Origin of the sequence: Pseudomonas sp. 34 E 7, from assembly GCF_900005715.1 — a bacterium.
Taxonomy (GTDB): domain Bacteria; phylum Pseudomonadota; class Gammaproteobacteria; order Pseudomonadales; family Pseudomonadaceae; genus Aquipseudomonas; species Aquipseudomonas orientalis_A.
This window is the reverse complement of record NZ_CVTX01000105.1, coordinates 1-25682: the sequence shown is the minus strand read 5'-3', so window position 1 is coordinate 25682 and position 25682 is coordinate 1. Positions and strand designations below refer to the sequence as shown.

Annotated in this window: 30 protein-coding genes; 12 read left to right on the top strand and 18 right to left on the bottom strand. The window is 62.3% G+C overall.

Annotated features, from left to right (window positions below; genetic code table 11):
* The first annotated feature begins 91 nt into the window (after nt 1-91).
* Entirely contained in the window at nt 92-946 is an 855-nt protein-coding gene (rpoH, locus tag BFP96_RS08330; protein ID WP_003176698.1) for an RNA polymerase sigma factor RpoH, read from the top strand.
* Between the two features lie 131 nt (nt 947-1077).
* Here rpoH and mtgA read toward each other — a convergent pair whose 3' ends face one another.
* The gene (mtgA, locus tag BFP96_RS08325) at nt 1078-1800 is read right to left on the bottom strand and encodes a monofunctional biosynthetic peptidoglycan transglycosylase (protein ID WP_065936015.1); all 723 of its coding nucleotides are present in this window, start codon (nt 1798-1800) and stop codon (nt 1078-1080) included.
* A gap of 74 nt (nt 1801-1874) precedes the next feature.
* Between mtgA and BFP96_RS08320 the strand changes: the two genes are divergently transcribed.
* The 4 genes from BFP96_RS08320 (at nt 1875) to trmB (ending at nt 4113) form a co-directional block, all read left to right on the top strand.
* On the top strand, nt 1875-2249 hold the full coding sequence (locus BFP96_RS08320; protein WP_065891580.1) for a DUF423 domain-containing protein: 375 nt from the start codon (nt 1875-1877) through the stop codon (nt 2247-2249).
* A gap of 79 nt (nt 2250-2328) precedes the next feature.
* Complete coding sequence (thiS, locus tag BFP96_RS08315; protein ID WP_065885539.1) at nt 2329-2529, top strand: sulfur carrier protein ThiS; 201 nt, start codon at nt 2329-2331, stop codon at nt 2527-2529.
* A 54-nt stretch (nt 2530-2583) separates the two neighbouring features.
* Complete coding sequence (locus BFP96_RS08310) at nt 2584-3378, top strand: thiazole synthase (RefSeq protein ID WP_065891579.1); 795 nt, start codon at nt 2584-2586, stop codon at nt 3376-3378.
* Between the two features lie 9 nt (nt 3379-3387).
* A complete protein-coding gene (gene trmB, locus BFP96_RS08305) occupies nt 3388-4113 on the top strand; it encodes a tRNA (guanosine(46)-N7)-methyltransferase TrmB (protein WP_065936014.1) in 726 nt (241 codons plus the stop codon).
* Between the two features lie 141 nt (nt 4114-4254).
* Here the strand turns inward: trmB and BFP96_RS08300 are convergent, their stop codons facing one another.
* The 9 genes from BFP96_RS08300 to BFP96_RS08260 form a co-directional block, all read right to left on the bottom strand.
* Nucleotides 4255-4578 carry a DUF3392 domain-containing protein gene (locus BFP96_RS08300; protein WP_003176691.1) on the bottom strand — a complete coding sequence of 108 codons (324 nt, stop codon included), beginning with the start codon at nt 4576-4578 and terminating at the stop codon, nt 4255-4257.
* Nucleotides 4579-4597: 19 nt separating this feature from the next.
* Entirely contained in the window at nt 4598-5800 is a 1203-nt protein-coding gene (gene hemW, locus BFP96_RS08295; RefSeq protein ID WP_065936013.1) for a radical SAM family heme chaperone HemW, read from the bottom strand.
* Nucleotides 5797-6393 (bottom strand): RdgB/HAM1 family non-canonical purine NTP pyrophosphatase, encoded by a 597-nt coding sequence (gene rdgB, locus BFP96_RS08290; RefSeq protein ID WP_065936012.1) that lies wholly within the window; start codon nt 6391-6393, stop codon nt 5797-5799. The genes hemW and rdgB overlap by 4 nt, the downstream gene beginning before the upstream one ends.
* Nucleotides 6390-6824 carry a DUF4426 domain-containing protein gene (locus tag BFP96_RS08285; RefSeq protein WP_065891576.1) on the bottom strand — a complete coding sequence of 145 codons (435 nt, stop codon included), beginning with the start codon at nt 6822-6824 and terminating at the stop codon, nt 6390-6392. Before BFP96_RS08285 ends, rdgB begins: the two co-directional genes overlap by 4 nt.
* A 21-nt stretch (nt 6825-6845) precedes the next feature.
* Entirely contained in the window at nt 6846-7466 is a 621-nt protein-coding gene (gene metW, locus BFP96_RS08280; protein ID WP_016972957.1) for a methionine biosynthesis protein MetW, read from the bottom strand.
* Between the two features lie 25 nt (nt 7467-7491).
* A complete protein-coding gene (locus tag BFP96_RS08275; protein ID WP_065885349.1) occupies nt 7492-8634 on the bottom strand; it encodes a homoserine O-succinyltransferase MetX in 1143 nt (380 codons plus the stop codon).
* A 197-nt stretch (nt 8635-8831) separates the two neighbouring features.
* Nucleotides 8832-9419 carry a YggT family protein gene (locus tag BFP96_RS08270; protein WP_057723513.1) on the bottom strand — a complete coding sequence of 196 codons (588 nt, stop codon included), beginning with the start codon at nt 9417-9419 and terminating at the stop codon, nt 8832-8834.
* Nucleotides 9420-9444: 25 nt separating this feature from the next.
* Entirely contained in the window at nt 9445-10263 is an 819-nt protein-coding gene (proC, locus tag BFP96_RS08265; RefSeq protein ID WP_065885350.1) for a pyrroline-5-carboxylate reductase, read from the bottom strand.
* A 33-nt stretch (nt 10264-10296) separates the two neighbouring features.
* On the bottom strand, nt 10297-10983 hold the full coding sequence (locus tag BFP96_RS08260; RefSeq protein WP_065885351.1) for a YggS family pyridoxal phosphate-dependent enzyme: 687 nt from the start codon (nt 10981-10983) through the stop codon (nt 10297-10299).
* Between the two features lie 57 nt (nt 10984-11040).
* On the opposite strand from BFP96_RS08260, the gene BFP96_RS08255 reads away from it, so the two are divergent.
* A complete protein-coding gene (locus tag BFP96_RS08255; protein WP_065936011.1) occupies nt 11041-12075 on the top strand; it encodes a type IV pilus twitching motility protein PilT in 1035 nt (344 codons plus the stop codon).
* A 140-nt stretch (nt 12076-12215) separates the two neighbouring features.
* Here the strand turns inward: BFP96_RS08255 and BFP96_RS08250 are convergent, their stop codons facing one another.
* A complete protein-coding gene (locus BFP96_RS08250) occupies nt 12216-12854 on the bottom strand; it encodes a C40 family peptidase (protein WP_065885353.1) in 639 nt (212 codons plus the stop codon).
* A gap of 249 nt (nt 12855-13103) precedes the next feature.
* Here BFP96_RS08250 and BFP96_RS08245 point away from each other — a divergent pair, with 249 nt between their 5' ends.
* Nucleotides 13104-13532 carry an NINE protein gene (locus tag BFP96_RS08245; protein ID WP_065896144.1) on the top strand — a complete coding sequence of 143 codons (429 nt, stop codon included), beginning with the start codon at nt 13104-13106 and terminating at the stop codon, nt 13530-13532.
* Between the two features lie 141 nt (nt 13533-13673).
* On the opposite strand, the gene BFP96_RS08240 is transcribed toward BFP96_RS08245, so the two are convergent.
* The 7 genes from BFP96_RS08240 to gshB all read right to left on the bottom strand — a co-directional run bounded on the left by BFP96_RS08240 (nt 13674) and on the right by gshB (nt 19761).
* Nucleotides 13674-14945: a dihydroorotase gene (locus tag BFP96_RS08240; protein ID WP_065891572.1), complete on the bottom strand. Its 1272-nt coding sequence runs from the start codon at nt 14943-14945 to the stop codon at nt 13674-13676.
* On the bottom strand, nt 14942-15946 hold the full coding sequence (locus BFP96_RS08235) for an aspartate carbamoyltransferase catalytic subunit (protein ID WP_057723520.1): 1005 nt from the start codon (nt 15944-15946) through the stop codon (nt 14942-14944). The genes BFP96_RS08240 and BFP96_RS08235 overlap by 4 nt, the downstream gene beginning before the upstream one ends.
* A 24-nt stretch (nt 15947-15970) precedes the next feature.
* Entirely contained in the window at nt 15971-16477 is a 507-nt protein-coding gene (gene pyrR / locus BFP96_RS08230) for a bifunctional pyr operon transcriptional regulator/uracil phosphoribosyltransferase PyrR (RefSeq protein ID WP_065891571.1), read from the bottom strand.
* Nucleotides 16478-16624: 147 nt separating this feature from the next.
* Nucleotides 16625-17062 (bottom strand): Holliday junction resolvase RuvX, encoded by a 438-nt coding sequence (ruvX, locus tag BFP96_RS08225; protein ID WP_003195067.1) that lies wholly within the window; start codon nt 17060-17062, stop codon nt 16625-16627.
* On the bottom strand, nt 17062-17631 hold the full coding sequence (locus BFP96_RS08220; RefSeq protein WP_065891570.1) for a YqgE/AlgH family protein: 570 nt from the start codon (nt 17629-17631) through the stop codon (nt 17062-17064). Before BFP96_RS08220 ends, ruvX begins: the two co-directional genes overlap by 1 nt.
* Before the next feature lie 193 nt (nt 17632-17824).
* Nucleotides 17825-18730, bottom strand: a complete 906-nt coding sequence (locus tag BFP96_RS08215) for an energy transducer TonB (RefSeq protein WP_065885359.1) — start codon at nt 18728-18730, stop codon at nt 17825-17827.
* A 77-nt stretch (nt 18731-18807) separates the two neighbouring features.
* The gene (gshB, locus tag BFP96_RS08210; protein WP_065885360.1) at nt 18808-19761 is read right to left on the bottom strand and encodes a glutathione synthase; all 954 of its coding nucleotides are present in this window, start codon (nt 19759-19761) and stop codon (nt 18808-18810) included.
* A 238-nt stretch (nt 19762-19999) separates the two neighbouring features.
* Here gshB and pilG point away from each other — a divergent pair, with 238 nt between their 5' ends.
* The 5 genes from pilG to BFP96_RS08185 form a co-directional block, all read left to right on the top strand.
* Nucleotides 20000-20407, top strand: coding sequence for a twitching motility response regulator PilG (gene pilG, locus BFP96_RS08205; protein ID WP_065885361.1), 408 nt, complete (start codon nt 20000-20002; stop codon nt 20405-20407).
* A gap of 45 nt (nt 20408-20452) precedes the next feature.
* Nucleotides 20453-20818 carry a twitching motility response regulator PilH gene (gene pilH / locus BFP96_RS08200; RefSeq protein ID WP_014720320.1) on the top strand — a complete coding sequence of 122 codons (366 nt, stop codon included), beginning with the start codon at nt 20453-20455 and terminating at the stop codon, nt 20816-20818.
* Between the two features lie 12 nt (nt 20819-20830).
* Complete coding sequence (locus BFP96_RS08195) at nt 20831-21355, top strand: chemotaxis protein CheW (RefSeq protein WP_065885362.1); 525 nt, start codon at nt 20831-20833, stop codon at nt 21353-21355.
* Complete coding sequence (locus BFP96_RS08190) at nt 21352-23403, top strand: methyl-accepting chemotaxis protein (protein WP_065936010.1); 2052 nt, start codon at nt 21352-21354, stop codon at nt 23401-23403. Before BFP96_RS08195 ends, BFP96_RS08190 begins: the two co-directional genes overlap by 4 nt.
* 178 nt (nt 23404-23581) lie before the next feature.
* A partial coding sequence (locus BFP96_RS08185; protein ID WP_170875992.1) for an Hpt domain-containing protein occupies nt 23582-25682 on the top strand: 2101 nt, incomplete at its 3' end.

The following is a 25682-nucleotide window of genomic DNA, read 5'->3' as shown; positions in this document are numbered from 1 at the left end:
GTCAGCAGTTTAGGGAACTTGTCCTACGGTTCCCCGGTCAATTTTCGCAGTGCTGAACTGCACGAGTTATGTGAGTCGGAGGTTTTTTCGTATGACCACTTCTTTGCAACCTGCTTATGCCTTGGTCCCGGGTGCGAACCTGGAAGCCTATGTGCACACGGTAAACAGCATTCCTTTGCTGACGCCCGAGCAGGAGCGTGAACTGGCCGAGAGTCTCTACTATGAGCAGGATTTGGGGGCGGCTCGGCAGATGGTGCTCGCCCACCTGCGTTTTGTCGTACATATCGCCCGTAGCTATAGCGGCTACGGCCTGGCCCAGGCTGACCTGATCCAGGAAGGCAACGTCGGCCTGATGAAGGCTGTAAAGCGTTTCAACCCCGAGATGGGTGTGCGCCTGGTGTCGTTTGCCGTGCACTGGATCAAGGCGGAAATCCACGAGTTCATCCTGCGCAACTGGCGCATCGTGAAAGTGGCGACCACCAAGGCCCAGCGCAAGCTGTTCTTCAACCTGCGCAGCCAGAAGAAACGCCTGGCGTGGCTGAACAACGAGGAAGTCCACCGCGTGGCCGAAAGCCTCGGCGTGGAGCCCCGTGAAGTGCGCGAGATGGAAAGTCGCCTGACCGGCCATGACATGGCCTTCGACCCGGCTGCCGAGGCAGACGACGACAGCGCCTTCCAATCGCCGGCCAACTATCTGGAAGACCACCGGTACGACCCGGCGCGTCAACTGGAAGATGCCGACTGGAGCGACAACTCCAATCACAACCTGCACGAAGCGCTGGAAGTGCTGGACGACCGCAGCCGTGACATTCTCTACCAGCGCTGGCTGGCGGAAGAAAAAGCCACGCTGCACGACCTGGCGCAGAAGTACAACGTGTCGGCCGAGCGGATTCGTCAGCTTGAGAAAAGCGCGATGAACAAGCTGAAGTTGTCGATCGCTGCCTAACGCTACTGGCAGCACTGGGTAAAAATGTGGGAGGGGGCTTGCCCCCGATAGCAGAGTGTCAGTCATTACATACAGTGACTGGTCCATCGCTATCGGGGGCAAGCCCCCTCCCACAGTTGTTTTGTATTGTGTCAGTTGGACCAGGGGGCCTTGCGGGCGTTGTTCAGCTCAAGCAGGTAGCCATCGCCACCCAACTGACTCATCTGCTGGCGAATCCACGCCGCCCGCCGCGCTACATAGGCGGTCGGGTGGCTGGCACTCCAGACTCGCGGGTTAGGCAACACCGCTGCCAGATAGCTGGCCTGTTGCCGTGACAGCCCCTTGGCGCTCACGCCAAAGTGATGCCGCGCCGCCGCCTCTGCGCCAAACACGCCCTCATCCCACTCCACGCTGTTGAGGTACACCTCAAGAATGCGCTGCTTGGGCCATAGCACTTCGATCAACCCGGTAAACCAGGCCTCCAGGCCCTTGCGCAGATAGCTGCGGCCGGCCCACAGGAACAGGTTCTTCGACACCTGCTGGCTCAATGTACTGGCGCCCCGGATCGAACCGCCACGTTCGTTGTGCACGATCGCTGCCTGGATGGCGCCAAAGTCAAAGCCCCAGTGCTGCGGGAAACGCTGGTCTTCACCGGCCATCACCGCCACTTTGAGGTCATCGGAAATCTCGTCCCACGGCACCCAGCTGCGCTGCAGGTCAATGGGCTCGCCGTCGATCCAGGACTCGGCCTTGCGTTCCACCATCAGCGCGGTGAACGGCGGCGGTACGACGCGAAACAGCAGCACCAGCAGCACACTGCCGATGGCGAACCATTTCACGACGTTGAGAAAGCGTTTGAAGAAGATACGCAGCATAGAGATGGCTTGGCCGAACCCGTTGAGCGGGCCATTATACAGACCCTGCCCGATGAGTCTGACTGGAGTTCCTCATGCTGCGTAGCTTTCTGATGCTGGCTGCCTTTTTCGGTTTCACTGGTGTCGCCCTGGGCGCCTTCGCCGCCCACGGCCTGAAGAACCGCCTGAGCGCCGATTACCTGGCGATCTTCCACACCGGCGTGACCTATCAACTGGTGCACGCCCTGGCCTTGTTTGGGGTGGCCCTGCTGGCCGCGCATATTCCCGGCCGACTGGTCACCTGGGCGGGCATTTCGTTTGTCGTCGGTATTTTGCTGTTCTCCGGCAGCCTGTATGTGTTGACCATGACCGGCATCAGCAAACTGGGCATCATCACCCCGTTTGGCGGCCTTGCCTTCCTGCTCGGCTGGTTCTTCCTGGGCTTGACGGCGTGGCGCTTGCAGGTTTGACCGCTTGACGCCTGGAGCTGACCTTCAGGTGCCAATCGCGTTAGAATGCCGGCCCCTAAAAACGATGGCGGCCCGTGGCATGCGCATTCAGTTGAACGGCGAACCCCTTGAACTGCCCGACGGTGAAACCGTTGCGGCCCTGCTGACCCGCCTGGATTTGACCGGGCGTCGTGTCGCAGTGGAGCTCAACCTGGATATCGTCCCGCGCAGCCAGCACGAAGGCACCGCGCTCAGCGAGGGTGACCAGGTCGAAGTGGTCCACGCCATCGGCGGCGGCTAGTCGCGCCGGCGGTAACGCATTCTGCAGAACCTCACCCCATTACGAGGATTTCCCATGAGCATCGTTCGTAGCGACAAGCCCTTTGTCCTGGCCGGTCGTACCTACCAGTCCCGTCTGCTGGTTGGCACCGGCAAGTACCGCGACATGGAAGAAACCCGTCTGGCCATCGAAGCCTCGGGCGCCGAAATCGTTACCTTCGCCGTGCGCCGTACCAACCTCGGCCAGATCGCGGGCGAGCCGAACCTGCTTGAAGTCCTGTCGCCGGACCGTTACACCTTTTTGCCGAACACCGCCGGGTGCTATGACGCCATCGAGGCCGTGCGCACCTGTCGCCTGGCCCGCGAGCTGCTCGACGGTCACAACCTGGTGAAGCTGGAAGTGCTGGCCGACCAGAAAACCCTGTTCCCGAATGTGATCGAAACCCTCAAGGCTGCCGAGACTCTGGTCAAGGAAGGCTTTGACGTGATGGTCTACACCAGCGATGACCCGATCATCGCGCGCCAGCTGGCGGAAATCGGCTGTATCGCGGTGATGCCGCTGGCCGGCCTGATCGGCTCCGGCCTGGGTATCTGCAATCCGTACAACCTGCAGATCATCCTTGAAGAAGCCAGGATCCCGGTGCTGGTGGACGCGGGGGTGGGCACGGCCTCCGACGCCACCATCGCCATGGAGCTGGGCTGCGACGCGGTGCTGATGAACTCGGCCATCGCCCATGCCCAGCAACCGATCATGATGGCCCAGGCCATGCACCATGCAATCGTCGCGGGCCGCCTGGCCTATCTCGCCGGGCGCATGCCGAAAAAACTCTATGCCAGCGCCTCTTCGCCGCTGGATGGTCTGATCAAGTAAGAGCTATTGATGACTGAATCAAACGAAACGCCGAACACCCTGGAAGCAGGCGACGAGTCCAAGCACCGCCGCATCAAGAGCTTCGTGATGCGCGCCGGCCGCATGACCGAAGGCCAGCAAAAGGGCCTGGAGCAAGGCACGCCGCTGTTCGTATTGCCGTTGGCCGACGCGCCGGTGGATTACGACCAGGTATTCGGCCGTTCGGCCCCGCGTTCCCTGGAAATCGGCTTTGGCATGGGGCACTCCCTGCTGGAAATGGCGGCGGCCGCGCCGGATCAGGATTTCATCGGTGTGGAAGTGCACCGCCCAGGCGTCGGTGCGTTGCTTAACGGCGTGCTGACCCAGGGCCTGACCAATCTGCGCGTCTACGATTGCGACGCGATTGAAGTGCTCAACCGCTGCATCGTCGACAACAGCCTCGACCGGCTGATGCTGTTCTTCCCCGACCCCTGGCACAAGGCCCGTCACCACAAGCGTCGCATCGTCCAGGCTTCCTTCGCGGAACTGGTGCGCAGCAAGCTGAAAGTGGGCGGCATCCTGCACATGGCCACCGACTGGGAACCCTATGCCGACTACATGCTGGAAGTGATGAACGTCGCCCCCGGCTACCGCAACCTGGCCGAAGATGGCAAATGCGTACCGCGCCCTGCGGAGCGCCCGATCACCAAGTTCGAACGCCGTGGCGAGCGGTTGGGGCATGGGGTGTGGGATTTGAAGTTCGAGAAGCTGGCTTAACTCGCCCCTGACTTGAAATGCAATCAAATGTGGGAGGGGGCTTGCCCCCGATAGCGGTGTATCAGCCAAAGATTTGGTGACTGATCCACTGCAATCGGGGGCAAGCCCCCTCCCACATTTGGTTTTGTGTTGGGTTCGGAATCAGCGGCGGTCGGCGACTACGCCAATCAACACCAGCACCACCACCAACACCGGCGCCAGGCTGTAGTTATTGAACTGGCTCAGCCCCCGCACAATCCACGGTGTGGCATAGATCAGCGCCGCGCCGCTGCCGATCATGCACAGCAGGGCCATCAAGGGCACGCGCAACGCACCGGCGATGCTGCCCAGGCGGGCTTCGACCCAGCCCTTGATATCGGCGCCGAACAGCACCAGCAGGCAGCCGACCAGGGCCAGGGAGATTTCCGACAGGTTGCTACGGCTCCAGCGGGACACGGTGGCGAGCAGGTCGAGTACCAGATCCATTTGATTTCCTTAAAAAGCGTCAGCTCAAAAACGTCTGCAACAGGTCATTGAGAAAGAGTTGCCCGCGGTCGGTCGCCGCCAGGCGTGACGGTTCGACCTGCATTAAGCCACTTTGTTCTGCCTCGCGGCGGCCTTCGTCGAGGCTCGCCAGCTCAAGGCCGGTGCGCTCGGCATAGAGCCTGGCATCCACCCCTTCGGTGAGGCGCAGGGCGTTCATCAGGAATTCGAACGGCAGCTCTTCGTTGGTCAGCTCTTTCGCCCCGGCCTGGAAGCTTTTGGCCGGGTTGAGGTAGTCCTTCGGTGCGCGGGTTTTCCAGGTGCGCACGATGCGCCCGTCCGGGTGGCTGAGCTTGCCATGGGCACCGGCGCCGATACCGATGAAATCGCCAAAGCTCCAGTAATTGAGGTTATGCCGCGCCGGCCGCCCCGGTTGGGCGTAGGCCGACACCTCATATTGCGCGTAACCGTACTCGGCGAGCAGCGCCTGGCCGGCTTCCTGGATATCCCACAGCGTATCGTCTTCGGGCAGCGCGGGCGGCTGGTTCCAGAAGACGGTATTGGGTTCCAGGGTCAGTTGATACCAGGACAGGTGCGTCGGCTTGAGCGCAATGGCCTGGCGCAGGTCGCTCAACGCATCGTCCAGGGATTGGTTGGGCAAGCCGTGCATCAGGTCCAGGTTGAAGTTATCGAACCCGGCCTGGCGTGCCATATCCGCTGCACGTACGGCTTCGTCGCCATTATGAATGCGGCCCAGCGCCTCGAGTTTTTCCTGCTGGAAGCTCTGGATGCCGATGGACAGGCGATTGATCCCCAGCTTGCGATAAGCGACGAACTTCTCTTGTTCAAAGGTGCCCGGGTTGGCTTCCAGGGTGATCTCGATATCGCCGGCAAACGGGATGCGCGCTTGCACGCCTTCGAGCAGGCGCCCCAAGGCTGCGGCGCTGAACAGGCTGGGGGTGCCGCCGCCAAAGAAGATCGAACTCAGCGCTCGGCCGTAAACGGCGTGCAGGTCCTGGTCCAGGTCCGCCAGCAAGGCGTCCACGTACTCTTCTTCCGGCAGCACGTTGCTTGCGGTATGGGAGTTGAAGTCGCAATACGGGCATTTGCGCACGCACCACGGAATGTGAATGTACAGCGCCAGGGGCGGCAGCACCGGCAGAGCCGCCCGGGGTGTTTGCGCGCCACCGTGGATCAGCGGCTGCGCAGAGGTGTTCTGGGTCATTTCAGGCCCAGACGCTGGCGCAGCAATGCCATGGCGCGGGCGCGGTGGCTGATCTGGTTCTTGTCGGCCGGGCTCAGTTCGGCGCTGGAGACGTTGCGCTCCGGTACCCAGAACAGCGGGTCATAGCCAAAGCCATGCTCACCGCTGGCCGCATGCAGAATGCGACCGTGCCACAAGCCTTCGCACAGGATCGGCAGCGGGTCATCGGCGTGCCGCACCAGCGCCAGCACGCAGACGAACTGCGCGCCACGGTCGGCATCGGGCACGTCCTTGAGGGCGTCGAGCAGCTTGGCGTTGTTAGCCGCGTCGCCCTTGCCATCGGCGTAGCGTGCGGAATAGATGCCCGGCGCGCCGCCGAGGAAATCCACCGCCAGGCCCGAATCATCCGCCAAAGCCGGCAGGCCGGAGACCCGTGCAGCGTTGCGTGCCTTGAGGATGGCGTTCTCGACGAACGACAGGCCGGTTTCCTCCGGCTCTACCTGGCTGAACTCGCCAATGGAGCGCAGTTGCACGGACTCACCGAGCATGGCCTGCAGTTCCTTGAGTTTGCCGGCGTTGTGGCTGGCCAGTACGAGTTGGGTAAGGTTCATCATTCGGCCGGGAACAGTTCTTGGTTGAATTGGAAACCATGGGCCTTGCCACCGGTTTCAACGTTGATGGTGAACGTCTTGTATTCCCGTTGCGTCACCGAGTAGGGCGCGAGGTAGCTGATGCCGCCTTTCTCTTCGATTTGCTTGAAGGTGAGGATTTCGCTCTTGCCGCCCAGGTCCTTGATGGTACCGGTTACCTGGGCTGCGACCGGGGTGACGCCCTTGATCACGGTCACATTGATCAAGCCCTTTTCCTTGCTGCGCACGATGCCGACGTTCTGGGCGGTCTCGGGTGGCAGGAAGCTGGAGGTGAAGGTGTTGTAATGAACGGTGATATCGCCGAAGTCTTTTTTGCGGTTAGCGTCGATAGCGTCCGCAGCCATGGCGTTGGCGCCCAGGCAGGCGGTCAGTAGAAAAACAGCCAGACGATTCATGAGCGTCCCTCTTGATAATGATTAGACGGCAATCTTGTGGTCGGTCAGGCCAGGACTGCTGACCCGGTAGATACCAATTTCGCCCAACAGGTTGGGCCATAGCTTACTCGCCCAGCCGTGGCGGTGCTGTTGATCGACGGCAAGGCGGTTGATGACCTTGGCTTCACGCTCGCCACACAGGGCTTCGAAGTCTTCGAAGGTGCAAAAGTGGATGTTCGGCGTGTTGTACCAGGTGTACGGCAGGAAGTCCGACACCGGCATGCGGCCCTTGGTGGCCAGGTACCAGCGGCAGCGCCAGTGACCGAAGTTGGGGAAGGTGATGATGCACTGGCGGCCGACCCGCAGCATTTCATCGAGGATACGGTCCGGGTAGTGCACCGCTTGCAGGGCCTGGGTCATCACCACGATGTCGAAGCTGTTGCTGGCAAAGTTGCCCAGGCCCTTGTCCAGGTCCTGCTCGATCACGTTGATGCCCTTGGCCACGCATTGGGCGATGTTGTCCGGGTCGTTTTCCAGGCCGTAGCCGGTGACTTGCTTGTTGTCGCGCAGCCAGCTCAGCAACTCGCCATCACCGCAGCCCAGGTCGAGCACGCGGCTGCCGGCGGGGATCCAGTCTTGGATGATTTCCAGGTCGGCTCTCATGGCGTTCTCCAAAAGCGTAAGCAATTCATATAAGCGCGATTCGGTTCATGTAATTGCTGAACGCCTGCAGATAACGGGGGATCGGAATCAGGAAGGCGTCGTGGCCCTGCGGCGCATCGATCTCCAGGTAGCAGACGTCTTTCTTGGCGGCCATCAGGGCGTCCACCAGCTCACGGGAGCGCGCCGGTGAGAAGCGCCAGTCGGTGGTGAATGACATCACGCAGAACTTGGCCGTGGCGTGCTCGAAGGTTTTCGCCAGGTCGTCGTCATGGTTCGCGGCCGGGTCGAAGTAGTCCAGCGCCTTGGTCATCAGCAAGTAGGTGTTGGCGTCGAAACGCCCGGAGAACTCCTCGCCCTGATAACGCAGGTAGCTTTCCACCTGGAACTCGACGCTGTGGAAGTCGTAGTTGAGCTTTTCGCTCTTGAGCCCACGGCCGAATTTTTCGCCCATGGAATCATCGGACAGGTAGGTAATGTGCCCGACCATCCGTGCCAGCATCAGGCCGCGCTTGGGGATCACGCCGGCTTCCTGGAACGAACCACCGTGGAACTCGGGGTCGGTGAGGATGGCCTGGCGCGCCACTTCGTTGAAGGCAATGTTCTGCGCCGACAACTTGGGGGCCGAGGCGATAGCCAGGCAATGACGCACGCGATCCGGGTAGGTGATGGTCCATTGCAGGGCTTGCATGCCGCCCAGGCTGCCGCCGATCACGGCGGCCCATTGGGCGATGCCCAGTCGGTCGGCGAGGCGCGCCTGGCTGTGCACCCAGTCTTCGACGGTCAGTACCGGAAAGTCGGCGCCGAAGGGCTTGCCGGTTTCCGGGTTGAGGCTGCTGGGGCCGGTGGAGCCGTTGCAGCCGCCGAGGTTGTTCAGGCTGACCACGAAGAACTTGTCTGTGTCGATGGGCTTGCCGGGGCCGATGCAGCTGTCCCACCAGCCGGGTTTGCGCTCGTCGACGCTGTGAAAGCCTGCGGCGTGATGGTGGCCGGACAAGGCGTGGCAGATCAGCACGGCGTTGCTCGCCGTGGCATTCAGTTGGCCGTAGGTTTCGTAGATCAGGTCGTAGGCTGGCAGCGAACGGCCACAGGCCAGGGCCAGCGGTTCGCTGAAGTGCGCCACTTGGGGCACCACCAGTCCAACGGAATCGGGGGGGAAGGCAGTTGGCATCGACCCTGCTCTCGTTTAAATGAGGCGTAAGTCTAAAGAGCGGGGGACCCAGCGGCAAGCAATGGTCTGCGCGCATTGATCGTTCCCACGCTCCGCGTGGGAATGCAGCCGATGACGCTCCGCGTCGCACCCCGCATGGGGGGACGCAGAGCGTCCCAAGAGGCGTTCCCACGCAGAGCGTGGGAACGATCATGCGGTCAGATCAGGCCGAACAGCTCTTTAGGCATGAACGCATAGAACGCCAGACGCGGAATCACCCAGCTCTGAATCAGCTGGATCGCGATAAACGCGAAGATCGGCGAGATATCCAGCCCGCCCAGGTTCGGGATCAGGCGACGGAATGGCGCCAATACGGGCTCGGTGATCTGATATACCAGCTCGGCACCCGGGCTGCGGCTGCCCGGTGCGACCCAGGAGAGGATCACGCTGATGATCATCGACCAGAAGATGATCTTCAAAAACAGCGAGAAAATGCCGATCAGCGCCCATGGCAGCAGCAGCACCGTAAAGGCCTGGTAGCCGTTGAGCATCAGGATCACCACAAACAGCAGAATCTGCAGCAGCAGTGCCAGTACCAGCGACGACATGTCCAGCCCGAACAGGCTCGGGATCACGCGGCGCAGCGGCTTGAGCAGGGGTTGGGTGGCCTTGACCACGAACTGGCACAGCGGGTTATAGAAGTTCGCCCGCACCAGTTGCAGGATAAAGCGCATCAGCACGATCAGCAGGTACAGGCTGCCCAGGGTCTGGATGATGAAGACGGCAGCGTCATTGATTCCGAGCATGTTTGATTACCTTGGTAAGGGACGACTATTTGCCCAGTTGTTCGGCCATCTCGGCTGAACGATGTGCCGCAGCACCCAGTGCTTTTTCCACCAGGGCTTCAAAGCCTCCGGCCTGGAACGATTCGATGGCGGCTTGCGTGGTGCCGCCCGGAGACGTTACGCGACGGCGCAGCTCGGCCGCATCCACCTCGCTGGACACCGCCATCTTCGCGGCGCCCAGGGCGGTCTGCTCGGCCAGTTGCTCGGCAACGTCGGCGGGCAGGCCCAGTTTCACCCCGGCGGCGGTCATGGCTTCGATCAACAGGAAGAAGTACGCCGGGCCACTGCCGGAAACGGCGGTGACCGCGTCCAGTTGCTGCTCCTGCTCCAGCCACAGGGCGATGCCCACGGCGGATAACAGTTGCTGGGCTTGATCACGCTGCGCGGCGCTGACTTCGGCGGTGGCGTACAAACCGCTCACGCCCTGGCGCAACAACGACGGGGTATTCGGCATGCAGCGAACGATCGGTTGGGCGCCGAGCCAGTTGTTCATGCTGGCGCAAGTGATGCCGGCCGCGATGGACACCACCAGTTGATGGGCCTGTAGGCTCGGGCGCAGGCTTTCGCACACGGCTTTCATGGCCTGGGGCTTGACCGCCAGCAGGATCACGTCGACGCCTTCAATGGCCTCGGCGTTGTCGGCAAAGGTTTCAATGCCGTGTTCGGCGCTGACACGGGCGCGGGTCTCGGCGCCCGGGTCGCTGGCGCGAATCTGCGCAGCGTCCAGGCCCTTGGCCCGCAGGCCGCCGATCAGGCTGGCCGCCATGTTACCGGCGCCGATAAAGGCAATACGCATGTCTTTCATGACAGGTCCTTAGCTAAATGAACGTCAGCCATTTCACGGCTGGCCGTAGTCGCGGGCGCCAAACAGCGCGGTACCGATCCGCACCCAGGTGGCGCCTTGAGCGATGGCCGACTCGAGGTCGTGGCTCATGCCCATGGAAAGTGTGTCCAGTGGCAGGTTCAGGCTGCCTTGCAGCTCGCGCACCGTGGCGAACGCGGCATCCTGCGCCGCGCGATCTTCAGTCGGTTCGGGGATCGCCATCAAGCCCCGCAGCTTCAGGCGCGGCAGGGCGCTGATGGCGTTGGCCAGGGCCGGCAGGTCGGCGGGCGTACAGCCGGACTTGCTGGCTTCGCCACTGACGTTGACCTGGATGCAGATATTCAGCGCAGGCAGGTCGGCAGGGCGTTGTTCGGACAGGCGTTGTGCGATTTTCAGGCGGTCCACGGAATGCACCCAGGCGAAGTTCTCGGCGATCGCGCGAGTCTTGTTCGATTGAATGGGGCCGATGAAGTGCCAACTCAAGGGCAGGTCGGATAATTGCGCCTGTTTGCCCAGGGCTTCCTGCAGGTAGTTTTCACCAAAATCATGCATCCCCGCGGCATAGGCTTCACGTACCGCTTGCGCCGGTTTGGTCTTGCTCACGGCCAGCAGGTGGATGCCGCTTGCGTCACGCTGCACGGCGTCGGCGGCGGCGCGGATGCGCTGGCTAACCAGGCCGATGTTGTCTGCTATCGTCGACATTCAAGTTGCGCCCGTGGATATGGAGTCCGCGGCATTCTACTGGAAATGGAAAGCCCTATGGATATCACTGAATTACTGACGGCCAGCGTGCGCCGTGGCGCCTCCGACCTGCACCTGTCGGCCGGCTTGGCGCCGATGTTGCGCATCGATGGCGAGGTCTGGCCGCTGGATGGCCCGGTGCTGGCCGGGTCGCAGGTAGCGGATTTATTGAGCCCTTTGCTCAACCAGCACCAACAAAAGGATTTCGAAACATCTCTTGAAACAGACTTTGCCTTCGAACTGCCCGGCTTGGCGCGCTTTCGCGTGAATGTGTTCCAGCAGGCGCGGGGCGTGGGGGCGGTGTTTCGCACCATCCCCAGCGACATCCAGAGCCTGGAAAGCCTTGGCCTGGGTGAGGTGTTCCAGCGTATAGCGCAGCTGCCGCGCGGCCTGGTGCTGGTGACCGGGCCCACCGGCTCGGGCAAGTCCACTACTTTGGCGGCGCTGATCGATTATCTGAATCGGCATCGACGCCAGCACATCCTTACGCTGGAAGACCCCATCGAATTTATCCACCGGCCGAAAATGGCGCTGATCAACCAGCGGCAGGTGCATCGCGATACCCACAGCTTCTCGGTGGCGCTGCGCTCGGCATTGCGCGAAGACCCGGACGTCATCCTGGTGGGCGAGCTACGTGACCTGGAAACCATCCGCCTGGCGCTGACGGCCGCTGAGACGGGGCATCTGGTATTTGGCACCCTGCACACCACCTCGGCGGCAAAGACGGTAGACCGGCTGGTGGACGTGTTCCCTGGCGGGGAAAAGGCCATGGTCCGCTCGATGCTGTCGGAGTCGCTGCAGGCGGTGGTGTCCCAGGTGCTGGTCAGGAAGATCGGCGGCGGACGTGTCGCGGCTCACGAAATCATGCTGGGCACGCCGGCCATTCGTAATCTCATCCGCGAAGACAAAGTGGCGCAGATGGTCTCGGCGATCCAGACCGGCGGGGCGCTGGGGATGAAAACGCTGGATATGAGCTTGAAGGCGCTGGTGAGCGAGGGTGTGATCAGCGCAGAGGAGGCGCGAGGGAAGGCGAGGGTGCCGGCAGACATTTGAGATTCAGCAAACAATGAAACCAAATGTGGGAGGGGGCTTGCCCCCGATAGCGGTGTATCAGCCAATGAATCTGTTGACTAATACTCTGCCATCGGGGGCAAGCCCCCTCCCACATTGTTTACTGTATTTTCAGCCTGGAATCAGCGCTGCACGATCCGCAGGGTGTTGTTCTGCTCTTTGGGCAGCACCCGCTTGGCGATCACGTAGTTCTTGTCCCAGAACGGCTTTTTCAGTGTATCGATGCTCACCGACTTGCCACGACGCGGCGCGTGGATAAAGCGGTCGTTACCCAGGTAGATGGCAACGTGGTTTACCTGGCGGCTCTTGAGCTTGAAGAACAGCAAATCGCCCGGCTTCAGGTCTTTGCGATCAACTTTCAAGCCGTGGCCGGCCGCCATGGCGTTGGACGTACGCGGTAAATCCACCGCCTTGACGTCGTTGAACGCATATTTTACCAGGCCGCTGCAGTCGAACCCTTTACTTGGGCTGCTGCCGCCCCAACGATAAGGAGTACCGAGCACGTTCACGGCGCGGCTGAGGACATTGCTGCTCTGCTTGGTGTTCACGGCCAACTGGGTGGAAAGCACTTTGCCGTGGGCCTTGCTCAGTTGAGTCGGGCGGCTGACGGTGGGCTTTGCCGATTTGGCGGTGCTGGGTGTGCTATGGACTTTAGGGGTAAAACCGTTAACGTTTGGAAGACGTTGCTCACGATTGGTGGCGTGGGCGGCCAGTGGCATTAATAGGCAAATGGTTAGCCATGTCTTGATAAATGGTCGCATTAGGCGTGGCTCATATGGGTTTGCGCGCAACTTTATAACAGCTTTTTGTGCTGTTCTCAGGCCGTTTGTCGACTGAACCTTGGGGTCAAATTCGGAAAAAACGCGACGATTAGCCGCAATTGTCCGACACAAGTCAGGTGGCATAAGGGTTTGAGGGCAGAACGATACCATTTACCGTGCGTCGGGCGCCCGTAAAAAAGTCACAAAAAAAATGAACAAATTTATCTATTGAGTGAAAAGAGGTCCTTCATGAACACCTATCAACAGGTTGCTTCGCAGCAAGACACCCACAGCAAGGTGATCGGTTACCTGCTATGGATTTTCGGTTTCACCGGCGCGCATCGCTTCTATTACGGCAAGCCGGTCACCGGGACGATCTGGTTTTTCACCTTCGGCCTGCTGGGTATTGGCTGGCTGATCGACCTGTTCCTGATCCCGGCCATGGACCGTGAAGCCGACCTGCGTTTTACCGCCGGGCCGATCGAATACAACGTGGCCTGGATTCTGTTGGCGTTTCTGGGCGTGTTCGGCGTGCACCGCATGTACCAGGGCAAATGGATCACCGGCCTGATCTACTTGCTGACCGGCGGTTTGTTCCTGATTGGGGTGCTGTATGACTTCTGGACATTGAACAGCCAGGTTTCGCTCCGCAATGCCGAGCGCAATGGCGGGCGCTGATCTCCCGGCCAAATAGAGAACCACATGTGGGAGGGGGCTTGCCCCCGATTGCAGTGTGTCAGCCAATAGATTTGGTAGCTGACACTCCGCCATCGGGGGCAAGCCCCCTCCCACATTTACTGAGCCCACTTGAAATTTGTTTCAAGCCTGGTAGCTGATCCGCCCATCCATCAGGGTGTAGCGCACCGTGGCCGGCAGGCTGTGACCAATGAACGGGCAGTTTTCGCCCCTGGACAGCCAGTGTTCCCCGGCAACCGTGGAACTGGCCGGGTCGAACAGCACCAGATCCGCCGCCGAACCCACCGCCAACTTACCCGCCGGCAGGCGCAAGGCCTCGGCCGGGCCGGCGCTCAGGCGTGCCAGCAGCGTAGGCAGGTCCAGCAGGCCATCCTCCACCAGGGTCATTGCCAGCGGCAGCAGCAACTCGACGCTGCTGATACCGGGCTCGGTGGCACCGAACGGCGCCAGCTTGGCATCGCGCTCGTGGGGCTGGTGATGGCTGGAGATCGCCGAGACCACGCCTGACTTCACCGCCGCACGCAAACCTTCACGGTCGGCCAGGGTACGCAGCGGCGGTTGCACGTGGTACAGGCTGGAGAAGTCAATCAGCGCCTCATCGGTCAGGATCAACTGGTACAACGCCACGTCCGCCGTCACCGGCAAGCCACGGGCCTGGGCCTGGGCGATCAGCGCGACGCCGCGGGCACTGGTCAACTGGCTGAAATGCGCGCGTACGCCGCTTTGTTCCACCAGCAACAGGTCACGGGCCAGGGCCACGGTTTCTGCGGTTTCCGGGATGCCCGGCAAGCCGAGGAAGCTGGCCACCGCGCCTTCATGGGCCAGGCCGCCTTCAGCCAGGTCGCGGTCCTGGGAATGAAAGATCACCGTCAGGTCGAACGTGGCCGCGTATTCCAGGGCCCGGCACAGGGTGCGCGTGCTGCGAAAGCTCTCCAGGCCGTTGCTGAACGCCACGCAACCGGCGTCGCGCAAGGCGATCAGCTCAGCCAACTGCTCGCCCTCCAGGCCTTTGCTCAGCGCGCCCACAGGGAACACTTTGCAGTTGCCCGCTTCACGGGCGCGGTCGAGGATCAGCTCGGTGACCGCCGAGGTGTCCAGGACTGGCTTGGTGTTCGGCGGGCAGCACAGGCTGGTCACGCCACCGGCGGCGGCGGCGCGGGTTTCGCTGGTGATGTTGCCTTTGCGACTGTAGCCCGGCTCGCGCAGGGCGACGTTGAGGTCCACCAGCCCAGGCGCGGCGACCAGGCCTTTGGCGTCGATGCTTTCGACTGCGCTGAAGCCTGCGGGCGCGGCACCGATGGCGATAATCTTGCCGGCGTCCAGGTGAAGGTCGGTGACTTGATCCAGGCCGCTGGCCGGATCGATGACTCGGGCGCCGAGAATGCTGAGCTTCACTGGGCGTTCTCCTGCTCGAATTGACGTTGCGCGGTTTGCCCGCTCATGGCCATGGACAGCACGGCCATGCGGATGGCGATGCCGTAGGTCACCTGATTGAGAATCACCGATTGCGGGCCGTCGGCGACCGCCGATTCGATTTCCACCCCTCGGTTGATCGGGCCCGGGTGCATCACGATGGCATCCGGCTTGGCGCCGGCCAGGCGCGCGGTGGTCAGGCCGAACAGGCGATAGAATTCGCCCTCGCTCGGCAGCAGGCCGCCGGCCATGCGTTCGCGTTGCAGGCGCAGCATGATCACCACGTCCACATCCTTGAGGCCTTCTGCCATGTTGGTGTAGACCTTCACGCCGTACTGCTCGATGCCGATGGGCAGCAGGGTTTTCGGGGCGATCACGCGGATGTCCGGGCAGCCCAGGGCTTTGAGGGCCAGCATGTTCGAGCGCGCAACCCGCGAGTGCAGGATGTCACCGACGATGGCCACCGAGAGGTTTTCAAAGCCGCCCTTGTGCCGACGGATGGTGAGCATGTCGAGCATGCCCTGGGTCGGGTGGGCGTGGCGACCGTCGCCGCCGTTGATGATTGCCACATTCGGGCACACGTGTTCGGCGATGAAGTGCGCGGCGCCGGAGTCACCGTGGCGCACCACGAACATGTCGGCGGCCATGGCTTCCAGGTTGCGCAGGGTGTCGAGCAGGGTTTCGCCTTTGCTGGCCGACGAGGTGGACACGTTCAGCGTGATCACGTCAGCCGACAGCCGCTGGGCCGCCAGTTCAAAGGTGGTGCGGGTGCGCGTGGAGTTCTCGAAGAACACGTTGCAGATGGTCTTGCCGCGCAGCAGCGGGACCTTCTTCACCGCCCGGCCACCGACTTCGAGGAACGAGTCGGCGGTGTCGAGGATTTCGGTGAGCAGTTCGCGGGGCAAACCATCGAGGGACAGGAAGTGTTGCAACTGGCCCTGAGCATTGAGCTGCAGCGGGCGCTTGGCATCTAGAGGCGTCATCGCGGGGACTCTGTACAAGGCGGTTTAAAGGGCAAGGTCTTGCAGTTCGAGTTCGAGCGGCGTGGGACCGGACAATTTTACCCGTTGGTGGGCTTCCAGGGACAGTGTCGCGCCGACCACATCCGGGCTGATCGGCAATTCGCCGGCGTCCAGGTCCAGCAGGCATACCAGCGTGATACTGGCCGGGCGGCCGTAGTCGAACAATTCATTCATGGCCGCGCGGATGGTACGACCGCTCATCAGCACGTCGTCGATCAGCACCAGGTGCTGGCCTTCAACCTCGAACGGCAGCGCCGAGGGTTGCACTTGCGGGTGCAGGCCGTTCTGGCTGAAATCGTCACGATAGAAGGACACATCCAGCGTACCCAGGGGCGAATCACTGCCCAGCGCTTCCAGCAAGGCCTGGGCCACCCACACACCGCCGGTGCGGATGCCAATGAAGCGCGGCTCGCTGATGCCACGGTGTTCCAGGTGCGCGTTGAGGCGTAACGCCATCTGACTGATCAGTTCGGCGGGATTGGGCAGGCTCATGGTGGCTCCTCATTAAGTGTGCAGGAGCGAGCTTGCTCGCAAAAAACCTCAACGATAACGCGTGAAGCCTGGATATACGCGGTGCCTGTGAGTTCTTCGCGAGCAAGCTCGCTCCTACAAAAGCGGCATAGCAACAAGCCGCGTCAGTCAGGATTCAAATAAAGCGGTGTTTTCATCCAGCCAGCCCTGCAACAACAGGGCGGCGGCGATGGCATCCACGGGGTTGTCGCGGTAGCTGCCTTTCTGTCCGCCACGGTCGCGTCGTTCGCCCTTGGCTTCAAAGGTGGTCAGGCGTTCATCGTGGGTATAGAAGGGCAGGTTGTAGCGGCCGTTGAGGCGGCGGGCGAATTTTTCGGCGCGCAGGCACATGTCGCTGGGCGTGCCGTCCATGTTCAAGGGCAGGCCGACCACCACTGCATCGGGCTTCCACTCCTTGATCAGCGCTTCGACCTGGTTCCAGTCCGGCACGCCGTTCTGGGCCTTCAATGTGCACAGCTCGCGGGCCTGGCCGGTGATGACCTGGCCCACCGCCACACCGATCTGCTTGGTGCCGTAGTCAAAGCCGAGGATCAGACGCAAGGCCATCAGGCGTGCCCCGCCTGGCTGGTCAACAGGCTGAGGTTGACCCGCAGCTTGGCGGCGGCGGCTTCCAGGCGCAGTTCGCTGGCGGTGTTGAACAGGATGTCGGCGTCGAAAGGGCAGGTCAGCCAGGCATTGCTGGCCAGTTCGGCCTCCAGTTGCCCAGCTTCCCAACCGGCGTATCCCAGGGTGATCACACTTTGTTCAGGGCCGACGCCGTCGGCAATCGCGAACAACACGTCCTGGGATGTGGACAGGGATACGCCCTCAAGGTCCACCGTGGCCTGGAATTTCGGCCCGGTGGGGTGCAACACGAAACCGCGATCGGTCTGCACCGGCCCGCCGATATAGATCGGCACGCCCTGGCAACTGGCGGGAGGGTCGATTTCCGGGCGCAGTTGCTCGAGGATATCGGCCAGGTTCAGCTCCTGCGGGCGGTTCACCACCAACCCCATGGCACCATTGGCCGTGTGCTCGACGATGTAGGTCAAGGTCTGCGCAAAGTTCGGGTCGGCCATGTGGGGCATGGCGATCAGGAAATGGTGCTTGAGGTAGGTCGGGCTGACATTTTTCATGTCCGCTAGTGTGGCGTCGGAGGGGCGAACTGACAAGCTGAGCGTGACCCGAATAGAGCGCCGTCTGCTTTTCTGTAGGAGCGAGCTTGCTCGCGAAGGTCGTTAACGATGACGCAGTGCTATCAGGTAGTCCGCGCCGCCTATGCGTTTTTCGCGAGCAAGCTCGCTCCTACAGTGAAGGAAAGTGCCAGAGTCAATTGCTGGACAGCCGATCGCCCCTGGCGAATTTCCAGGTACGGATGATTTCCAGGCGGTCCACGTCGTTCAAGTCGCCGGTAAAGGGCGCAAAGGGTGCGGCCAGGCGCACGATGCGCTGGGCGGCCTGGTCCAGCAGGGGCTGGCCGGATGACTCCAGCACCTGCACTTCATAGAGCGAACCGTCGCGGTTGATCGACACCAGCAGGCGCAAATTGCCGTAGATCTGCTGGCGGCGTGCCTCTTCCGGATAGTTGAGGTTGCCGATGCGCTCGACCTTCTTGCGCCATTCATCTTTATACCAGGCGCCTTTGTCGCGCATGGTCGAGGCGGCGTTCAAGCGGTAGATGCGCGGGCGTTTGGCGTAGAGCTGTTGTTCGTGGGCCAGTTCGGCTTCCAGGCTGGAAATTTCGTCGGACAGCGTCGAGCTGTCGAATGTCGGCGCAGGCTTGACGGGCTCGGGGTTGGGCTCGGTTTTGGTCTTTTCGCGCTGGGTCGGGGCTTTTTGCGGCTTGGGCGCGACGGTGGTCACGGCAGCCTTGGGCGTCGCCTGTTTGACTTCCGGCCTGGCGGCCGGTGGCGGGGTGACTTTGTTGACCTTGTTGTCCTGGAACGGCGCCACTTCGGTGGTCTTGGGCACGGCTTTCTTGTCGAGGGTGCCGCTGCCTTGCTGGTTTTCCTGGGCGAGAAAGTCGGCCTTCTCGGGCTTTTTATCGCTCTTGAAGGTGGCGAGCGTGATTTCCAGGGTCTTGGTGATCTGTTTGGGTTCGACCAAGGTGAAACCCACGCCGAGAATCAGTGCAAGGTGAACCAGCGCCGCCAGGAACAGGGTAAATCCGAGCCGATCAGCCGGGCGCACGCCGCTGTGGGAGAGTTCGGGGGGCAGATCGGACGGGAGCGTCATGACAAAAAAACCAACATCGCGCGTTTCACAGGTGGCGCATGATAACGCAATGTTGGTGTGTGTCCGGCTGTTCTATGTCACTTGGCTTGTAGCTTGCGCTCAATGGCCGCCATCAGCATTTCGCCGATGTTCGTGCCAAATGCGTGATCAATCTCGCGAATACAGGTCGGACTGGTGACGTTGATTTCGGTGAGGTTCTCACCGATTACGTCAAGTCCTACAAACAGCAGGCCTTTTTCGCGAAGGGTCGGGCCGACTTGGGCGGCGATCCAGCGATCCTTGTCCGACAGCGGTCGCGCTTCACCACGGCCACCGGCGGCCAGGTTGCCACGGGTCTCGCCGGCCGCCGGGATGCGCGCCAGGCAGTAATCCACCGGCTCGCCGTCGATCATCAGGATGCGCTTGTCGCCGTCCTTGATCGCCGGCAGGTAGGCCTGGCCCATGATCTGCTGGGTGCCCAGCGCGGTCAGGGTTTCCAGGATCACCGACAGGTTCGGATCGCCCGCGCGGTGACGGAAGATCGAGGTGCCGCCCATGCCGTCCAGCGGCTTGAGGATCACATCGCCATGTTTGGCGGCGAATTCACGCAGCACGTCGGCGCGGCGGCTGACCACGGTCGGCGGCGTGCACTGCGGGAAGAGGGTGGCGAACAGTTTTTCATTGCAGTCGCGCAGGCTTTGCGGCTTGTTGACGATCAACACCCCGGCGCGCTCGGCCTGCTCCAGCAGGTAGGTGGAATACACGAATTCCATGTCGAACGGCGGGTCCTTGCGCATCAGGATCACGTCCAGATCGCTCAGGGGGCTGTCGATTTCATCCTGCAGCTCGAACCACTTCTCGGGGTTGGCGAATACCTGCAACGGACGCATCCGCGCACGAGCCTCGCCGTCGCCCTGGTAAAGGTCGCGCTGCTCCATATAGAACAGGCTCCAGCCGCGGGCCTGGGCGGCCAGGAGCATGGCCAGCGAGCTGTCCTTTTTATAGGAGATGCTGGCAATAGGGTCCATGACAATGCCGACGCGAACGCTCATGGGTTATTTCCTCTGGCAAATAGGGCGCATAAAAGTGGCGTCAGAGTGGCGCTGCGGCTGTTGCGGGTCAAGGAAAAACCACCAGGCGAGTGCCTCGATAGATTGCGCCCGGAGACTGTGCTAAAAAGACTGCCACAGCGCAGCAGCCCTTGAATTCCAAGGCTTGCGGGGCTCATCCTGTGACACATCAGGCAGTACACACCGAAAACCGATTCGCTGTGGCGATGGTAGAGCAACTATGGAACAGCATTCCAACGCCTTGAGAGTGATGGTGATCGACGATTCGAAAACGATCCGCCGCACCGCCGAGACGCTGTTGAAGAACGTGGGGTGCGAGGTCATCACGGCCATCGACGGTTTCGATGCCCTGGCGCGAATCGTGGATCATCACCCGCACATTATCTTTGTCGACATCATGATGCCGCGCCTGGATGGCTACCAGACCTGTGCGCTGGTGAAGAACAACCCGGCGTTCAAGTCGATCCCGGTGATCATGCTGTCCTCCAGGGACGGCCTGTTCGACAAGGCCAAGGGGCGTACCGTGGGGGTCGATCAGTTTTTGACCAAGCCTTTCAGCAAGGAAGAACTGCTGGGTGCGATCAAGGCCTATGTGCCTGCCTTCGCCGCAGTAGAACAAGCACACTGACGCCGCCCCCGAGGGCCGGCGCCGACCAATGTAGTGGGGAAAACCATGGCACGTGTTCTGATCGTCGACGATTCGCCGACTGAAATGTACAAACTGACCGGTATGCTGGAAAAGCATGGCCACCAGGTCTTGAAGGCCGAAAATGGCGCGGACGGCGTGGCCCTGGCCCGCCAGGAAAAGCCCGACGCAGTGTTGATGGACATCGTGATGCCGGGCCTCAATGGCTTCCAGGCCACGCGCCAGTTGTCCAAGGAGCCGGAAACCAACGGCATCCCGATCATCATCATCACCACCAAGGACCAGGAAACCGACAAGATCTGGGGCGCGCGCCAGGGTGCCAAGGATTACCTGACCAAGCCGGTGGACGAAGAAACCCTGATCGCCACGCTGAACAAGGTGCTGGCCGGTTGACGGCACGCCATCATGACCGAGTCGCAAACCGCCTTTGAGCTGCTGCTGGACATTGACCGCCGCTGCCGCCTGCTGGCCGCCGACCTGCCGTCCCAGGAAACCCGCCTGCAACGCTGGAGCGGGATTGGCTTTCGCCTGGGGCAGCACTGGTATGTGGCGCCCATGGGCGAAGTCGCCGAGGTGTTGCATGAGCCGCGCTGCACCCTGATGCCTGGAGTAAAGCCTTGGGTCAAGGGCGTGGCCAACCTGCGCGGGCGCTTGTTGCCGGTGATGGACCTGGGCGGGTTTCTCGGCCGGGAACTGTCCAAGGCACGCAAGCAGCGGCGGGTGCTGGTGGTGGAATACAACGATCTGTTTGTCGGGTTGCTGGTGGACGAGGTGGTGGGCATGCAACATTTTGCACTCGACGCGTGGATGGCGAGTACTGCCTCCGGCGCGCCGTTTATCCAGGGCCAGTTCGATGGCGACCCGCAGTGGCAGGTCTTCAGCCCCTTCGCCCTGGCCCAGGCTCCAGGCTTCATGGATGTGGCCGCATGAGCACCGTGACCCCGCCCAAGCCCCAGGCTGCCTCGCGCAGCCGCTCGCAGATCATCGTGCTGTTTATCGCACTGATCGTGTTCATCATGCTGTTGTTCGCCAACTTCGCGTACCTCAACACCCAGTCCACCTACGACAAACAGTACATCGGCCACGCGGGCGAACTGCGGGTGCTGTCCCAGCGCATCGCCAAGAATGCCACCGAAGCCGCCGCCGGCAAGGCGGCCGCGTTCAAGCTGCTGGGCGAGGCGCGCAACGACTTTGCCCAGCGCTGGGGCTACCTGAAAAAAGGCGACCCGCAAACCGGCCTGCCGGCCGCGCCCACTGCCGTACGCGCCGAGATGCGCGCGGTGCAGACCGACTGGGAAGCCCTGCTGAAAAACACCGACGCCATTTTGGCCAGTGAACAGACCGTACTGTCGTTGCACCAGGTGGCCGCCACCCTCGCCGAAACCGTGCCGCAATTGCAGATAGAGTCGGAAAAAGTCGTCGACATCCTGCTCCAGCGCGGCGCCCCCGCGAGCCAGGTGGCGCTGGCCCAGCGCCAGTCACTGCTGGCCGAGCGCATCCTGGGTGCGGTCAATACCGTGCTCGCCGGCGACGAAACCGCCGTGCAGGCCGCCGATGCCTTTGGTCGCGACGCCAATCGTTTTGGCGTGGTGCTCAATGGCATGCTCAACGGCAACCCCGGCCTGCGCATCACCCAGGTCGAAGACCCTGACGCCCGCGCGCGGCTGGGGGAAATTGCCGAACTGTTCGAATTCGTCTCGGGCTCCGTGGATGAAATCCTCGAAACCTCGCCGCAGTTGTTTCAGGTACGCGCGTCGGCGAGCAATATTTTCAACCTGTCGCAAACCCTGCTCGATGAAGCCTCGCACCTGGCCACCGGTTTCGAGAACCTGGCCGGCGGGCGCAGCCTGGATACCCTCGGCGGCTATGCGCTGGGGCTGCTGGCGCTGGCCTCGATCATCCTGATCGGCCTGGTGATGGTGCGCGAGACCAACCGCCAACTGCGCGAAACCGCCGAAAAGAACGAGCGCAACCAGAACGCGATCATGCGCCTGCTGGACGAAATCGAAGACCTGGCCGACGGCGACCTGACCGTCACGGCCTCGGTCACCGAAGACTTCACCGGCACCATTGCCGATTCGATCAACTATTCGGTGGACCAACTGCGCGACCTGGTGGCCACCATCAACCTCACTGCCGGGCAAGTCGCCGGTGCGGTGCAGGAGACCCAGGCCACCGCCATGCACCTGGCCCAGGCCTCGGAGCATCAGGCCCAGCAGATTGCCGAAGCCTCCACCGCGATCAACCAGATGGCCCAGTCCATCGACCAAGTATCGGCCAACGCCGCCGAGTCCTCCGCAGTGGCGGAGCGTTCGGTGGAGATTGCCAACAAGGGCAACGAGGTGGTGCACAACACCATCCACGGCATGGACAACATCCGCGAACAGATCCAGGACACTGCCAAGCGCATCAAGCGCCTGGGTGAGTCGTCCCAGGAGATTGGCGACATCGTCAGCCTGATCGACGACATCGCCGACCAGACCAACATCCTCGCCCTGAACGCGGCCATCCAGGCGAGCATGGCCGGGGACGCCGGGCGAGGTTTTGCGGTGGTGGCCGATGAAGTGCAACGCCTGGCCGAGCGCTCGTCGGCCGCCACCCGGCAGATCGAAAACCTGGTGCGGGCGATCCAGACCGATACCAACGAAGCCGTTATCTCCATGGAACAGACCACCACCGAAGTGGTGCGCGGCGCGCGGCTGGCCCAGGACGCCGGGGTGGCGCTGGAAGAGATCGAAGGCGTGTCGAAAACCCTGGCGGCACTGATCCAGAGCATTTCCAATGCCGCGCAGCAGCAGACCTCGTCGGCGGGGCAGATTTCACTGACGATGAATGTGATTCAGCAGATCACCACGCAGACGTCGTCGGGTTCCACGGCGACGGCCGAAAGCATTGGTAACCTGGCAAAAATGGCCAGTCAGTTGCGCCGGTCGGTGTCGGGGTTCACGCTCCCGCCGCCCAAGCAGGTCGAAGAGTGAAATGAGCTCCAAAAATCACCACAGTCCAAATGTGGGAGGGGGCTTGCCCCCGATAGCGGTCTGACAGTCAATAAGTGGGTCGCCTGACACACCGCTATCGGGGGCAAGCCCCCTCCCACACTTAATCTCCATGTGTTTCAAGAACACCAGCAACCCATGAATTCCAAGCGGAGCAGTTATGGTTGATCGGCACGACTACGTGGCCCTCGAATGGGTCAAGGGCGATATTGCCGAAACCCTGAAGCAGGCCCGTTCGGCGCTGGACGTTTACGTTGAAACCGGCGACGCCATTGAGGCGTGCCTGGCCGGTATCCACCAGGTACATGGCGCGCTGCAGATGGTCGAGTTCTACGGCGCGGCGCTGCTGGCTGAAGAGATCGAAGCCCTGGCCCTGGCGCTGCAGGCCGGGCACGTCGGCCAGCGCGACGAAGGTATCCGCCTGCTGCAACAGGCCCTCGGCCAATTGCCGCTGTACCTGGACCGCGTGCACAGCGCCCGTCGCGACCTGCCGCTGGTGGTGTTGCCGCTGCTCAACGACCTGCGCAGCGCCCGCGGTGAAAGCCTGCTGTCGGAGACCAGCTTGTTCAGCCCGCAGTTGTTGACCATCGCGGCGCTGCCCGACGAGGCACTGGCCCAACGCACACCGCCGGACCTTCACCCGCAACTGCGCCAATGGCACGCGCTGCTGCAACAGGCCCTGGCCGGGTTGCTGCGCGAGGACCACGGGCCGAGCAACCTGGAAGACATGGCGCGGGTCTTCGCGCGCCTGGAAGCGCTGTGCCAGGGCGCGCCGTTGTTGCCGCTGTGGCAGGTCGCCTCGGCGCTGGTCGAAGGCATGCTGACGGGTGTGATCGCCAACAGCCCGGCACTGCGCAGCCTGCTCAAGGCCAGCGGCAAGCAACTCAAGCGCCTGCTGGCGCAGGGCATCGGCGGGATCAACCAGCCGGCGCCGGATGAATTGCTCAAGAGCCTGCTGTTCTACGTCGCCAAAGTCACTCGGCCGACGCCGCGCATGCAAAGTCTCAAGGAACGCTACGGTCTGGATGAGGCCTTGCCCGACAGTGCCGTGGTCGATGCCGAGCGCGCGCGCCTGGCCGGGCCGGACCGCAACGCCATGGGCTCGGTACTCGGCGCATTGTGCGAAGAGCTGGTACGGGTCAAGGAGCGCCTCGATCTGTTCGTGCGCAGCGACCGCCAGCATTCCCAGGACCTGGACCCGCTGCTGGCACCGCTGCGGCAGATCGCCGACACCCTGGCGGTGCTCGGTTTCGGCCAGCCGCGCAAAGTCATCATCGACCAGCTTGCCGTGGTATTGAGTCTGGTCCAGGGGCAGCGCGAACCCAGTGACGCCGTATTGATGGACGTCGCCGGGGCGTTGCTCTACGTCGAGGCCACGCTGGCCGGAATGGTCGGCACCGTCGAACCGCAAAGCCGTGAAGACAGCCGCCTGCCGACCACCGACCTGACCCAGATCCACCAATTGGTGATCCGCGAATCCTGTCAGTGCCTGCGCCAGGCCAAGGAATTGGTGATCGACTGCATCGAGGCCGACTGGGACCGCCAGCGCCTGGAATCCCTGCCTGAGCTGTTGAGCCAGGTGCGCGGCGCCCTGGCGATGATTCCACTGCCGCGCGCGGCGAGCTTGATGCGCGGGTGTACCGATTACGTTGATGAGCAGTTGATGGTCAATGACACCGCGCCCGCTGAGGCGCAGTTGGCGCGCTTTGCCGACGTGATCAGCAGCCTTGAATACTACCTGGAACGCATGCTCCAGGACCCCGACGCTGCGGGCGAAAAAGTCCTGGAACTGGCCACTCAGGCCCTGAGCGAGCTGGGCTATCTGCCGCAGGAAAAACCCTGGCGCCAGGCATTGGCTGCACCCGAGGGTGTCTTGTCCGGCGACACCGCGCCAAGCCAATCGCGGTTCGATGCGCTGGCCAGCCCCACTTCGCGCCTCAACCCGCCGGCCCTGCAACGTCCGGGCAGTCTGCTGCCGCCTCCCCGCGATGAAGCGCCGATTGACGACGAGTTGCGTGAAGTCTTCCTCGAAGAGACCGACGAAGTCCTTCAGGTGCTGCACCGTTACTTGCCCGACTGCGCGGACAAAACCGCCCAGGGCGAAATGCGCCGTGCCTTCCACACCTTGAAAGGCAGCGGTCGCATGGTCCGCGCCCTGGTCGTGGCCGAACTGGCCTGGGCCGTGGAAAACCTGCTCAACCGCGTGCTGGAGCGCAGCGTGGCGATCGGTCCCGAGGTGCGGCAGGTGCTGGATGAGGCGG

Bases quoted from the DNA above. Each gene is read 5' to 3' on its own strand.
- rpoH (WP_003176698.1), top strand. From the start codon at position 92: ATGACCACTTCTTTGCAACCTGCTTATGCCTTGGTCCCGGGTGCGAAC.
- mtgA (WP_065936015.1), bottom strand. From the start codon at position 1,800: ATGCTGCGTATCTTCTTCAAACGCTTTCTCAACGTCGTGAAATGGTTC.
- BFP96_RS08320 (WP_065891580.1), top strand. From the start codon at position 1,875: ATGCTGCGTAGCTTTCTGATGCTGGCTGCCTTTTTCGGTTTCACTGGT.
- thiS (WP_065885539.1), top strand. From the start codon at position 2,329: ATGCGCATTCAGTTGAACGGCGAACCCCTTGAACTGCCCGACGGTGAA.
- BFP96_RS08310 (WP_065891579.1), top strand. From the start codon at position 2,584: ATGAGCATCGTTCGTAGCGACAAGCCCTTTGTCCTGGCCGGTCGTACC.
- trmB (WP_065936014.1), top strand. From the start codon at position 3,388: ATGACTGAATCAAACGAAACGCCGAACACCCTGGAAGCAGGCGACGAG.
- BFP96_RS08300 (WP_003176691.1), bottom strand. From the start codon at position 4,578: ATGGATCTGGTACTCGACCTGCTCGCCACCGTGTCCCGCTGGAGCCGT.
- hemW (WP_065936013.1), bottom strand. From the start codon at position 5,800: ATGACCCAGAACACCTCTGCGCAGCCGCTGATCCACGGTGGCGCGCAA.
- rdgB (WP_065936012.1), bottom strand. From the start codon at position 6,393: ATGATGAACCTTACCCAACTCGTACTGGCCAGCCACAACGCCGGCAAA.
- BFP96_RS08285 (WP_065891576.1), bottom strand. From the start codon at position 6,824: ATGAATCGTCTGGCTGTTTTTCTACTGACCGCCTGCCTGGGCGCCAAC.
- metW (WP_016972957.1), bottom strand. From the start codon at position 7,466: ATGAGAGCCGACCTGGAAATCATCCAAGACTGGATCCCCGCCGGCAGC.
- BFP96_RS08275 (WP_065885349.1), bottom strand. From the start codon at position 8,634: ATGCCAACTGCCTTCCCCCCCGATTCCGTTGGACTGGTGGTGCCCCAA.
- BFP96_RS08270 (WP_057723513.1), bottom strand. From the start codon at position 9,419: ATGCTCGGAATCAATGACGCTGCCGTCTTCATCATCCAGACCCTGGGC.
- proC (WP_065885350.1), bottom strand. From the start codon at position 10,263: ATGAAAGACATGCGTATTGCCTTTATCGGCGCCGGTAACATGGCGGCC.
- BFP96_RS08260 (WP_065885351.1), bottom strand. From the start codon at position 10,983: ATGTCGACGATAGCAGACAACATCGGCCTGGTTAGCCAGCGCATCCGC.
- BFP96_RS08255 (WP_065936011.1), top strand. From the start codon at position 11,041: ATGGATATCACTGAATTACTGACGGCCAGCGTGCGCCGTGGCGCCTCC.
- BFP96_RS08250 (WP_065885353.1), bottom strand. From the start codon at position 12,854: ATGCGACCATTTATCAAGACATGGCTAACCATTTGCCTATTAATGCCA.
- BFP96_RS08245 (WP_065896144.1), top strand. From the start codon at position 13,104: ATGAACACCTATCAACAGGTTGCTTCGCAGCAAGACACCCACAGCAAG.
- BFP96_RS08235 (WP_057723520.1), bottom strand. From the start codon at position 15,946: ATGACGCCTCTAGATGCCAAGCGCCCGCTGCAGCTCAATGCTCAGGGC.
- pyrR (WP_065891571.1), bottom strand. From the start codon at position 16,477: ATGAGCCTGCCCAATCCCGCCGAACTGATCAGTCAGATGGCGTTACGC.
- ruvX (WP_003195067.1), bottom strand. From the start codon at position 17,062: ATGGCCTTGCGTCTGATCCTCGGCTTTGACTACGGCACCAAGCAGATC.
- BFP96_RS08220 (WP_065891570.1), bottom strand. From the start codon at position 17,631: ATGAAAAATGTCAGCCCGACCTACCTCAAGCACCATTTCCTGATCGCC.
- BFP96_RS08215 (WP_065885359.1), bottom strand. From the start codon at position 18,730: ATGACGCTCCCGTCCGATCTGCCCCCCGAACTCTCCCACAGCGGCGTG.
- gshB (WP_065885360.1), bottom strand. From the start codon at position 19,761: ATGAGCGTTCGCGTCGGCATTGTCATGGACCCTATTGCCAGCATCTCC.
- pilG (WP_065885361.1), top strand. From the start codon at position 20,000: ATGGAACAGCATTCCAACGCCTTGAGAGTGATGGTGATCGACGATTCG.
- pilH (WP_014720320.1), top strand. From the start codon at position 20,453: ATGGCACGTGTTCTGATCGTCGACGATTCGCCGACTGAAATGTACAAA.
- BFP96_RS08195 (WP_065885362.1), top strand. From the start codon at position 20,831: ATGACCGAGTCGCAAACCGCCTTTGAGCTGCTGCTGGACATTGACCGC.
- BFP96_RS08190 (WP_065936010.1), top strand. From the start codon at position 21,352: ATGAGCACCGTGACCCCGCCCAAGCCCCAGGCTGCCTCGCGCAGCCGC.